8 protein-coding genes are annotated in these 12,021 nt (G+C 32.7%); 6 read left to right on the top strand and 2 right to left on the bottom strand.

Annotated elements, in window-relative coordinates; all coding sequences use genetic code 11:
* Positions 1–8 precede the first annotated feature (8 nt).
* On the bottom strand, positions 9–1,361 hold the full coding sequence (locus DK442_RS11465; protein WP_109436022.1) for a PAS domain-containing sensor histidine kinase: 1,353 nt from the start codon (positions 1,359–1,361) through the stop codon (positions 9–11).
* Entirely contained in the window at positions 1,361–2,725 is a 1,365-nt protein-coding gene (locus DK442_RS11460; RefSeq protein ID WP_109436021.1) for a sigma-54 dependent transcriptional regulator, read from the bottom strand. Before DK442_RS11460 ends, DK442_RS11465 begins: the two co-directional genes overlap by 1 nt.
* A 275-nt stretch (positions 2,726–3,000) precedes the next feature.
* Here DK442_RS11460 and DK442_RS11455 point away from each other — a divergent pair, with 275 nt between their 5' ends.
* The 6 genes from DK442_RS11455 (at position 3,001) to DK442_RS11430 (ending at position 11,976) form a co-directional block, all read left to right on the top strand.
* Entirely contained in the window at positions 3,001–4,305 is a 1,305-nt protein-coding gene (locus DK442_RS11455) for a TolC family protein (protein WP_235010945.1), read from the top strand.
* Position 4,306: 1 nt separating this feature from the next.
* A complete protein-coding gene (locus DK442_RS11450; RefSeq protein ID WP_109436019.1) occupies positions 4,307–5,557 on the top strand; it encodes an efflux RND transporter periplasmic adaptor subunit in 1,251 nt (416 codons plus the stop codon).
* Positions 5,558–5,569: 12 nt separating this feature from the next.
* Positions 5,570–6,265: an ABC transporter ATP-binding protein gene (locus DK442_RS11445; RefSeq protein WP_109436018.1), complete on the top strand. Its 696-nt coding sequence runs from the start codon at positions 5,570–5,572 to the stop codon at positions 6,263–6,265.
* Between the two features lie 32 nt (positions 6,266–6,297).
* The gene (locus DK442_RS11440; RefSeq protein WP_235010944.1) at positions 6,298–7,050 is read left to right on the top strand and encodes a head GIN domain-containing protein; all 753 of its coding nucleotides are present in this window, start codon (positions 6,298–6,300) and stop codon (positions 7,048–7,050) included.
* Between the two features lie 68 nt (positions 7,051–7,118).
* Positions 7,119–9,503, top strand: coding sequence for an ABC transporter permease (locus DK442_RS11435; protein WP_109436016.1), 2,385 nt, complete (start codon positions 7,119–7,121; stop codon positions 9,501–9,503).
* 52 nt (positions 9,504–9,555) lie between these two features.
* A complete protein-coding gene (locus DK442_RS11430) occupies positions 9,556–11,976 on the top strand; it encodes an ABC transporter permease (protein ID WP_109436015.1) in 2,421 nt (806 codons plus the stop codon).
* Positions 11,977–12,021 lie beyond the last annotated feature (45 nt).

The following is a 12,021-nucleotide window of genomic DNA, read 5'->3' as shown; positions in this document are numbered from 1 at the left end:
CGTATTTTTTATTTAAAAAACAAGGTAAATGAAGTCTCGCTATTTGGAATAGAACGAGCGATTAGATTTCCTCCATGTAAATGCATAATTTGTTTAGAAAGACTAAGACCGATACCCGTACCATCTTGTTTTGTAGTGAAGAAAGGAACAAATATTTGATCCATAATATCTTGAGGAATCCCAGGGCCATTATCCTTAACAGTGATATATTTTTCTCTATCAGAAGTGATGCCTAAAATGAATTGTAGGGTAGCTTCATTTGTCCCAGTTAATGATTGAATAGCGTTTTTAGAAAGATTTACAAGTATTTGAGTGATTTGTTTTTCATCAGCATAAATCTCAAGATCATCAGCGTTTTTATATATACTAAAAGAAATAGTATCAAAACCGATTTCCTGACTAATTAAGACGCTTACTTTTTCTAATAACTCATCAACCTTGATTATCTTTTTATCAGGAATCGGTACATTTAAAAAGCTACGATATGATTGTACAAAACTCATTAAATCATTTCCTTGATTTTTAATTACTTCAAGTCCTTTGGCAGTATTTTGTATCTTATTTTCATCTACCTGAATGGCAGGGATTATCCCATTTTCATCTTTATAATACCGTAAAATTGATTCTGAGATAGAAGTAATAGGGGTCACAGAATTCATAATCTCGTGAGTCAATACTCGAATAAGTTTTATCCATGAATCTGTTTCCTTTTTATCAAGTTCGCTATGAATATCCTGAATGGTAATTAATTTTAGAACCTTTCCGTTTAAAATGATTTTAGAAGATTTAATAGCAAGTTCTATAGTTTCACGTTCATTGGTAAGCTGAAAAAGTTTACGTTCAAATGGTTCAATAGTACTAAAGAGTTCATATAATTTTTTGTCAACCTGCTCTAGTTGTTTTACATGATTTAAAGGAGTATAATTAAGTAATTTTTCGACCTTAGGGTTACTAAAAAGAATATGCCCATTATCATTACATGTTAAAATACCAGTTTCTGCGTGTTTTAATATTTCCTGATAGTATTGTTCTTGTGTTTGATTTTTTAGATATATTTTTTGTATTACTTCATTAAGAGTATTTAAGCTTTTATTTAATTCATTAAATGATTTTGGAGCACCATTTTCTGGGAATCGTAGAGTGAAATCTTCATTTTTGATAGAATTAAAAAAGTAAGCTATTTTACGATTGTTATGATTTAGGTTTTTGATTAAGAATATGGTTTGTAAAACGAGAAAAAGAATAATAAGAGCAGATAGTACATACAATTCCTGTAAGAAAATAAAGGCTAATATTAATCCGGTAAAAGAAATAGCCACTATCCTTGAAACTAGTTGTAGATAAAACCTGCGACTTACCATTACTTCTCTGATTTTTTAATTTTGTTATATAGTGTCTGTCTTGAGATGCCTAACTCACTGGCTGCAGCGCTATAATTTCCGTTATGCTTATCAAGTGCTTTTGCAATCATTAATTGCTCCATTTCATCAAGTGTTTCTGGACCCTTGTCCAAAGAAATTCCAATAGTAGTACTCAATAAGAAATCAGTAGGTTTCAAGACATTTCCTTCACATAGGATGACAGCTCTTTCAATAGTATGTTGTAGTTCACGTACGTTTCCCGGCCAACGATAACCTAATAATTTTTCTTCGGCAGAAGTATTTATCCTAAGGGATGGTTTGCCATATTTTGTCGCGTATTTTTTTAAATAAAAATCTGCTAATACGAGAATATCTTTATCTCGCTCTCTTAACGGAGGTACTTCTATATGGATAGTGTTGATTCGGTATAATAAATCCTCTCTAAAAATTCCTTCTTCGACCATCTGATTAAGATTGCAATTGGTAGCACAAACCAAACGTATATTTACAGGAATAGACTTATTTGATCCTACTCTTACAATAGTTCTATTTTGTATTGCAGATAGTAGTTTTGCCTGAGTTTGTAAAGATAAGTTTCCTATTTCATCAAGAAATAAAGATCCATTATCTGCAGCCTCAAACTTTCCGGCTCGATCTTCTTTGGCGTCTGTAAAGGCACCTTTGGTATGACCAAAAAGTTCGCTTTCAAATAATGTCTCTGATATAGACCCCATATCAACACCGATGAAAACCTCATTTTTGCGAGAGGACATTCTATGCAATTCGCGTGCGATCAATTCTTTACCAGTTCCATTTTCTCCCGTAATCAAGACATTTACATCTGTTTTAGCGACTTTACGAACGAGATTTAATACAGATGTTAGCGCTTTGGAATTTCCTATAATATAGTTGCCATCCTGATTAATAACCTGTTTTAAATGGCTTTCTTTTTGTTTTAATTCTTGTACTTCTTTAAGAGATTTACGCAGTAAATATGCTGATTTTATAGTAGCAAGTAACTTCTCATTATTCCAGGGTTTCAATATAAAATCAGTAGCCCCTTCTTTTAATGCTCTTACTGCCAAATCAATTGCTCCATATGCGGTCATCATAATTACCGAAGTGAGGGGAGCTTTTTTTTTAATCTCTTTAAGCCAAAATAATCCTTCATTGCCAGTATTAACTCCTGCAGAAAAATTCATGTCTAACAAAGCGATATCAAAATCACTTAAATTAGGTAAAGAAGGAATTTGATTTGGGTTAGAAATCGTTTCGATGTGTTTGTATTCAAATTGCAAAAGAATTTCTAAAGCACTTAGAAGACTCTTGTTGTCATCAATGATTAAAATTTTTGCATCCTGCATAGTTAGCATATTTAACTTAACGAAGTAAAACTACAAATTTGAAATAGGACTTGGACAAAGGTGTAAAATTATTAGACACTATTTGTATAATAATTTTACATTTTAAAAATAGTAATATTGTATTTTTATACATAACCACTTGATTTATAAGTTTTTGTGTTTTTGGCACGAGATTAGGATATAGGATTGGCATCAAAAAGTTATTTAAGTGTTTATACATGATAAATTATAGAAACAAAATCTTATATTTTCTCTTGATTTTAATATCAAATACGATGTATTCGCAAGAATTATGGTCATTAGATGATTGTGTAAAGTATGCAATAGAGCATAATTTACAGCTTAACGATTTTAAATACAATCAGGATGCGAATAAAGAAACGTATAGACAGTCGATAAGAAATTTGTTGCCGAGTATTAATGCGAGTGCAGATTACATTAAAAACTTTGGTCGATCTCCAAACCCTAACACTAACATTTTTGAGAATAACGAATTTGTTTCAAACGCATATCAATTAAATGCTCAAATTGATTTGTTTCGAGGGTTTCAAAAAGTAAATACGATAAAGGCTACAAAGCTTTTATATAGTGCGACTAATGAAGAGACTCTTCAACAAAAATACTTGTTAGCATTTAGAGTCATGTCTGCTTTTTATGATATCCAGTTTATGGAAGGTTTGTTAACGATTTCTAAGGAACAAGAAAAAGTCTCACAAAATAATTATGACTTAGTAAAAAAACAAGTTGAGATAGGACAAAAGGCAAAAGCTGATGTCTATGAAGCAGAATCAGCACTATTAGCAGATCAATTATTAGTAACTCAAAACGAGAATAATATTATAGCAGCAAAACTGTCCTTGATTCAGGAAATGAATCTAAAAGGTACTACAGACATTTCTATTTTGTCCTCTACTATAGAAACCAATGAAAATGAGGTTGATCTCCAAAAAGATAAGGATTCTATTTTTGCCAAAGCAGAGAGCTTTATTCCTATAATAAAAGCACAGGAGCTAAGAGCAAAAGCAGCCAAAAGACAGTTGGCTGTCGAAAGAGGAAATCTGTATCCTTCTTTATCGTTGTTTGCGGGGTATGGATCCAGATATGTTGATAATGGTATAAATGACGATACAGGAGAGGTTATTCCTTTCAATACTCAAATAAAAGATAATGCAGCGCAGTTTTTTGGTGTCTCGATTACGATACCTATTAGTAATGGTTGGTCTAATCGCTCACGTGTAAAACAACAAAAAGTAGCTGTAATGCGTGCAGAAAATACTTTTGAAATTCAGAAACAGGAGCTATATCAACTTATTCAGCAACTTGTTCAGGAGGGTACTGCCTTAGAAACAGAATATCAGCAGAGTTCACAAAGAATGAAAGCACAAATATTAGCCTTTGACATTGCACAAAAACGATATGAAAAAGGATTGATTAGCGCTATAGAACTTAACCAATCCAAAAATGTATTGGCAAATTCGCAGAATGAAAACTTACAGGTACAATTGCGCTTAAAAGTAAATGAAAGTACCTTAGATTTTTATAAAGGATTACCTGTATTTAACATAAATAGAACACAATAAAATGGATATAAAGATTGAAAAGAAAAAAGGATTAAGACCTAAACATTATGGATATATTGTTATTGGTGTAATTCTATTTTTTGTAGGATGGAAAATGGTATTTGGTAACTCAGCAGCAACTTTTAGAACAGAAAAAGAAAAGTTATCGATTACCGAGGTTTCTTTCGGAAAATTTGATGATTATATTACAATTAATGGATCGGTAGCACCAATAAGTACAATTTATATGGATGCTTATGAAGGGGGACGAGTAACAGAAAAAATGATCGAAGAAGGTGCGATGGTCAAAAAAGGAGATATCATATTAACTTTAGAGAATAGAGGACTTTATGAGCAAATATTAGCTAGTGAAAACAATCTTGCTCTAAAACAAAATGATTTGCGATCTACCAAACTTACATTTGACTCGAGACAAGTAGAAGGTCGTAAAGACCTGGTGAATTCGCAATATGAATTACAGAAACTAAAAAGAAACTACGAACAAAATAAAGCGTTGTTTGAGGATGAGTTGATTTCTAGAGAAGAGTATCTAACATCAAAAGAGAATTATGAACTCTCGCAGAAACAATATGATATTATCAAAATCCAAACAGAACAAGATAAGGTGTTACGCAATACATCACTTAGCGAATTAGATGGTGACTTGGCACGTATGAAAAAAACACTATCGATGGTGTATGAACGAATCGATCATTTAAATGTAAGAGCTCCCGCTGATGGACAATTAGGATTTTTAGATGCAGAAATTGGACAAAATATCAGACAAGGAGAACGAATTGGGCAAATAAATGTATTAACAGACTACAAAATAGAAGCTGATATTGATGAGCATTATATTGATAGAGTAAAAAGAGACCTGACGGCTGTTTTGGATCGAAATGGTAAAGAATACCAACTACGTCTTAGAAAAGTATACCCAGAGGTACGTAATGGAAAATTTAAAGTTGATCTTGTTTTTGCAGATCAAAAACCTGAGACGATACGAACAGGACAGAGCTATAATATCAAACTACAATTAGGAGCATCTAATGATGCCCTTCTTTTGCCCAAAGGAAGCTTTTTTCAGAGTACAGGAGGGCAATGGATTTTTGTAGTAGATGCTTCTGGAGAAGTAGCCTGGAAAAGATCAATTAGAATCGGAAAACAAAATTCGAGATATTATGAATTACTCGAAGGATTAGAAGCAGGAGAAAAAGTAATCACATCTAACTATGATAGTTTTGGTGACGCTGAAAAAATAGTATTAAAATAAATCAATCAAAAAATGATTAAGATAGAAAACTTAAAAAAGAGTTTTAGAACAGAAGAAGTAGAAACTCTTGCCTTAAATAGTGTAAACCTAAAAGTTGAAGGAGGAGAATTTGTTGCTATTATGGGGCCATCGGGTTGTGGAAAATCTACTTTACTTAATATTATCGGGATGTTGGATAACCCAAATGAAGGGTATTATTACTTCAACGATCAAGAAGTAGGGGGGTTAAAAGAAAATCAACGTACCAAAATCAGAAAAGGAAACCTGGGATTCGTATTTCAGAGCTTTAATCTGATCGATGAACTCACGGTTTTTGAAAATGTAGAACTTCCATTGATTTATCTCAATATGAAAAAAAGCGAGCGCGAACAAAAAGTAAAAAAAGTGCTCGAGCGAATGAAAATTGCACATCGAGAGAAGCATTTTCCGCAGCAACTATCAGGAGGACAACAACAGCGTGTGGCTATTGCAAGAGCCGTAGTAACAAATGCCAAACTAATCTTAGCCGATGAACCTACAGGGAATTTGGATTCTAAAAACGGAATCGAAGTAATGAACCTGCTTACAGAACTCAACCAGGAAGGTACCACAATTGTTATGGTAACACACTCTGATAGAGATTCTCATTATGCTCACCGAGTGATTAATTTATTTGATGGGCAAATTGTTACAGAAAGTCAAAATAAACCGTTCGAAGTTAACGCATAATATATAGTAAAACACACTTAAAAATTAAACTCATGGCAAAAATATCTTTATATCTCGCAGCCCTGCTAATTTCAGTTATTTCTATGATGACTGGATATAGTCAATCAAAAACAATTAGTGTAGATCACTTTGATAATGTAATTGTTAGTCCACATATTCAAGTACATTTTAAAGAAGGTAATAGTGAAAAAGTTACCATAGATAATGCTCGTTTACCAGAAGATAAAATCAATATAGAAGTCATAGGAAGAACACTTCGTATCTATTTGGATGATGCTAAAATGACAACTAAGCACATTACAATAAAAGAAAATGGATGGAAAAGAAAAGTGCCTATTTATAAAGGTACCATGATAACAGCTACGGTTACATATACTCAACTTAAAGAGCTTTCGATTCGTGGAGAAGAGATAATTACATGTGAAAGCCCAATAGAAAGAGATGACTTTAGATTAAAAATGTACGGAGAAGGTAAAATGACAATGAATGCTGTAAAATTAAATTCATTACAAGTATCTATTTATGGAGAAAGCTATTTAGAGATTAAAGAAGGAGTAGCAAATAACCAGAAATATACAGTTTATGGCGAAGGAGAAATAAATACTTTGGGTATGAGTAATGAAAATACAAAGATTACCGCCTATGGCGAAAGTCATTTTAGAGTAAATGTGTCTGATAGATTAAAAGTTACTGCTTTTGGAGAAACAACCGTAGCCTACAACGGAAACCCTACAGTTAATAAAGGAATAGTTTTAGGAGAAGCAACCATTCAAAAAATGAACTAAGAATTCATCAACTCCTACTGAACTTGTTTCAGTATCAATCAAATTCTGAAAATCAAAAAAGAACAGTTATGTTTAAAAATCATTTAAAAATAGCATGGAGAAATCTTAAAAAACGAAAAGTATTTGCCAGCATTAACATTTTAGGATTATCACTTGGATTTAGCTGTGCTATTTTGATTTTTCTATTTGTAAATCATCATTTACAGTTCGATAATTTTCATAACAATTCTGATCGAATTTACAGGGTAGTAACAGAAGAACATCGTGATGAGGTTGGCTATGATGCAGCTGTACCACCAGGGTTTGCAAAAGGTTTTAAAACTGATTATGATTATGCAGAAAAAGTAACAAAAATTTTTACTAGAGAAGGCTGGCAGATTAATGGTACAGGCAATAAAACATCACAACGCTTTCAGGAGAATGTTGCTTTTACAGAACCTGTTTTTTTTGAAATATTAAATTTCCCATTGCTTGAACAACTAGGAGATCAAACTTTAGACCAACCCAATACAGCATACATTACAGAAAGATTCTCAAAAAAAATGTTCGGTGATGAAAATCCTTTAGGAAAAACAGTAGTAGTTCGAAACAAAGAAACGATTCAGATTATTGGAGTACTTAAAGATTTACCAGAAAATACCGTGATTCAAGGAGACATATTTCTCTCTTACGAAACTCTAAAACACTATGATCGTTTTGTTTATAGTGAATCTTGGGGAGGGATTAATAGTAGTTTGATGTGTTTTGCTTTACTTCATCCAAATCAAAATATTGCCGAGATTGAGAAAAACTTGATTCAATTAGTTGATAAGCATCGTCCAACCAGTAAAAATGTTCATCGATATAAACTTCAATCACTCGATGATATTCATTTTGATAATAAGTACGGAGGAGTTAATGTAAGTCTATTATGGATTTTTACATTAATAGGATTTTTTATCATTACAATAGCTTGTATCAACTTTATCAACATTTCTGCGGCTCAGGCTTTTACTCGTTCTAAGGAAATCGGAATCAGAAAAGTATTAGGCAGTTTCAAACAGCATCTTTTTTGGCAGTTCATTTCAGAAACATTTATTATCAGTTTGTTTGCACTGATTTTTAGTTTAATCATTGTCATAGCTGTTTTACCATCTTTTAATGGCTTATTTACACTTAACCTTTCTGTAATATCCTTACTCGATGTTAAGGTCATTGGTTTTGTACTGGGGTTATTGATTTTTGTTTCTCTTTTTGCAGGAAGTTATCCAGGTATTTTATTAGCCAGAATTCTTCCAACATTAGCGCTTAAAGGAAAGTTAACTCAAAAGGATACTGGAGGTAAAATGACCCGTAAAGTTTTGGTAACTGTACAATTTGCAATTTCTATTGTTTTAATTGTAGCTACTGTAATTATAGGAAAACAAATTAGCTACGCGATTAATGCAGATTTAGGATTTGATAAAGATGCCATTGTTATGGTAGATATCCCCGAAAACATAGAACGTATTAAGTTAAATGGTTTACTAGAACGTATCGGGAAAATCTCTGGAGTTAAAAATACTTCAGCTTGCCTAACAAGTCCGGGAGGAACAGACAGTAACTGGATTACAGGTATTCGATATAATAACAAAGCTGAGTATGAAGAATTTTCTATCTCTGCAAAATTAGCAGATGAAAATTATATAAACACTTTTAATCTTGAGTTGATAGCAGGTCGTAATTTTTATGTTCGTGACTCTATCACCGAAGTAGTGGTGAATGAGATGGTTGCGCAAAAATTAGGCCTCGCATCATCAGAAGAGCTTATAGGCAAACACATAGAACTTAATGGTGGTGATATTAAAGCCTCAATAGTAGGGGTGATAGCGAATTTTCATGATCAAAACTTTCATGAAGGAATTAGTCCTGTTTTTATCGCTCCTCAATCAAATGCGTTTAATGAAATAGCAATCAAAATAGACAGTCAAAATGCAGATGCGGCATTGACTGGAATTGAACAACGTTGGAAAGAAGTCTTTTCTAAATATATATATGAATTTAATTTTCTGGATGAGCGTGTAGCAAGACAATATGAAGAAGAACAGCGCTTTTTATCTATGTCAAAATTATTTTCTGGATTAGCCATATTTATTAGCTGTTTAGGGCTGTACGGATTGATTTCTTTTTTCGTTGCTCAACGTAGGAAAGAAATTGGTATCAGAAAGGTTCTTGGGGGTAAAGTTGGAGATATTTTATTGTTGTTCACTCAAGATTTCTTAAAGCTAATCTTTATTGCAGGAATAGTAGCTACACCACTGGCTTGGTATGCGATGAATAACTGGCTTCAAAATTATAAATATAGAGTCACTATCGATTGGTGGGTCTTTGTATTGGCCATAGGGGCAATTATTGCCATTACCATGGTTACTATTAGTTATCAGGCAATAAAAGCAGCTACCGTTAATCCAATAAAAAGTTTACGTACAGAATAATACACCAATTTGTTCTGAACTTGTTTCAGAATCAATCAAAAAACAAACAGTTATGTTTAAGAATTATTTAAAAATAGCATGGAGGACTATAAAAAATGAAAAACTCTTCACTTTTATAAAAATAGGAGGTTTAGCTATAGGTATTGCTGCTTGTGCTTTGATTGCATTGTTTATACAAGATGAGTTGAGTTATGATCAACATATTGTTGAAAAAGATAACGTATTTAGAGTTTATTCTGAGGGGGTATATGATGGAGATAAAGAAAGAGTAACTTGGTTTCAAGCACCTTTTGCTAAGGCGTTGAAAACAGATTTCCCCGAAATAGAAAAATCAGGTAGGTATTTAACCAGTGAACTTTTTGGTGCCGGAAATAAGCAACTTCGTATAGAAGGGGAGATACAAAATTATTTTGAAAGTAACTTCATATTTGCAGATCAGGAACTGTTAGAATTATTTGAAATTCCGTTTGTAGAAGGAAAGATAGAAAATGCACTTTCAGAACCAGCTACTATTGTTATTTCGCAAGATAAGGCAGATAAGTATTTTCCAAATGGAAATGCAGTAGGTAATACTTTAATTTTAGATAACGATACCAATAAACCGTATAAGATTACTGGAGTAATGAAAAATACTTCAGCAAAATCACATTTCGATTATGATTTTATCATAACAATGGAAGGGAGAGATTTTTATCCCGGTGAGAACGAAAATTGGAGAGCAACTAATTATTACACTTATATTAAGATAAATGATCAGACCAATGCTCAACAATTGGAGCAAAAACTTCTTTCAGTAGTAGAGAAGTATCTTATACCTATAGAGCAGGAAAATGGAAATGCTGACGATATTAAATATTTAAAATCATTACAATATAAATTACAACCTGTTCATGAAATACACTTAAGGTCAAGAGGTATTCAAGATGGTTTAAAGCATAGTGATATTCGCTTTACATGGCTTTTTGCTGCAATCGCCGGATTTATTCTAATACTAGCATGTATTAATTTCATTAACCTTTCTACCGCTAAATCTGCAAATCGAGCAAAAGAAGTTGGCTTGCGTAAAACAATAGGTGCATTTAGACACAATCTGGTTTCACAATTTTTGGTAGAGTCTATTCTTTTTAGTTTAGGTTCTTTTGTGATCGGTATCGGGTTGGCGTGGCTGCTTTTACCTATGTTTAATTCTGTTGCTTCAAAAAGTCTATTTATTCCCTGGGATCAATGGTGGTTTATCTTAATAATGGTGGCTTCTTCATTGTTTATTGGTTTTTTAGCTGGATTATACCCGGCATACTATTTATCTTCATTTAAACCAATTCAAGTTTTAAAAGGGTCTTTAAGTATAGGAAGTAAAAGTGGAAAATTGCGAAGCGGACTGGTTATATTTCAATTCACAACCTCTATAGTATTAATTATTTCGACTTTGGTTATCCATCAACAAATGGATTTCATCCTAAATAAAGAATTAGGGTATAGCAAAGATCAGGTGCTTGTCGTAAAGGGTACAAGTACCTTGGGTGATGAGGTAGAAAATTTTAAAGATCAACTTTTACAACTTCCAGAAGTAAAGCATGTAACTATAAGTGAATATCTGCCTATAGAAGGAACGAAAAGAAATACTAATCAGTTTTGGGAAGATGGTAAGAGAGAAACAACTATTGGTGGACAAATTTGGAGAGTAGACCATGACTATCTCAAAACTTTGGGAATTAAATTAAAGGAAGGAAGAGATTTCTCTCTTGATTTTGCATCGGATTCAATCGAGAATGTCATTATAAATCAAACATTGGTTACCAAATTAGGTTTAAAAGACCCCATTGGAAAAATAATTACAAATGGAAGACCCAAGACTATTATAGGTGTGGTAGAAGATTTTCATTTAAACAATTTAAAAGAAGATATCACTCCGCTAGTCATGGCTGTTGGAAATAGTCAAGGTATTATTTCTGTTAAATTAAGCTCGGCACAGATTGATAGTGCTTTATCGTCAATTGCTGCTGTCTGGCAAACGAAAGTTCCAAATCAATCTTTCAGATATACTTTTTTAGATCAGGATTTTGCTCTTATGCATGAGGATGTACAACGTATAGGTAAGATTTTTAATGCCTTTGCCTTTCTAGCCATATTAGTAGCATGTTTAGGTCTTTTTGCTTTATCTGCATTTATGGTAGAACAACGAAAAAAGGAAATAAGTATTCGTGTGGTTTTAGGCGCCAGTTTCAGGAGTATTTATAAACTACTCACTATAAATTTTTTAAAACTAATTTTTGTCGCGGTACTTATTTCGATTCCTATTGCCTGGTATATGATGTCTAGGTGGTTAGAAGATTTTGCTTATCGGATGAGCATTGGATGGGAATTATTTGTAGAAGGAGCTATCATAGCTTTACTTATCGCAATATTCACAATTAGCTATCAATCTATTGGAGCGGCTTTAATCAAGCCTTTAAAAAGTTTGCGTACAGAATAATACATCAACTCGTGCTGAACTTGTTTTAGTATCAAAGTCAAAAAA

It is taken from the genome of Aquimarina sp. AU119 (assembly GCF_900312735.1).
In the GTDB taxonomy this organism is placed as follows: domain Bacteria; phylum Bacteroidota; class Bacteroidia; order Flavobacteriales; family Flavobacteriaceae; genus Aquimarina; species Aquimarina algiphila.
Note: the sequence above shows the minus strand (reverse complement) of the source record. Positions and strands in the feature narration are given on the sequence as shown.

Excerpts from the sequence above, each read along its gene's own strand:
- DK442_RS11465 (WP_109436022.1), bottom strand. The coding sequence starts at position 1,361 with ATGGTAAGTCGCAGGTTTTATCTACAACTAGTTTCAAGGATAGTGGCT.
- DK442_RS11460 (WP_109436021.1), bottom strand. The coding sequence starts at position 2,725 with ATGCAGGATGCAAAAATTTTAATCATTGATGACAACAAGAGTCTTCTA.
- DK442_RS11455 (WP_235010945.1), top strand. The coding sequence starts at position 3,001 with ATGTATTCGCAAGAATTATGGTCATTAGATGATTGTGTAAAGTATGCA.
- DK442_RS11450 (WP_109436019.1), top strand. The coding sequence starts at position 4,307 with ATGGATATAAAGATTGAAAAGAAAAAAGGATTAAGACCTAAACATTAT.
- DK442_RS11445 (WP_109436018.1), top strand. The coding sequence starts at position 5,570 with ATGATTAAGATAGAAAACTTAAAAAAGAGTTTTAGAACAGAAGAAGTA.
- DK442_RS11440 (WP_235010944.1), top strand. The coding sequence starts at position 6,298 with ATGGCAAAAATATCTTTATATCTCGCAGCCCTGCTAATTTCAGTTATT.
- DK442_RS11435 (WP_109436016.1), top strand. The coding sequence starts at position 7,119 with ATGTTTAAAAATCATTTAAAAATAGCATGGAGAAATCTTAAAAAACGA.
- DK442_RS11430 (WP_109436015.1), top strand. The coding sequence starts at position 9,556 with ATGTTTAAGAATTATTTAAAAATAGCATGGAGGACTATAAAAAATGAA.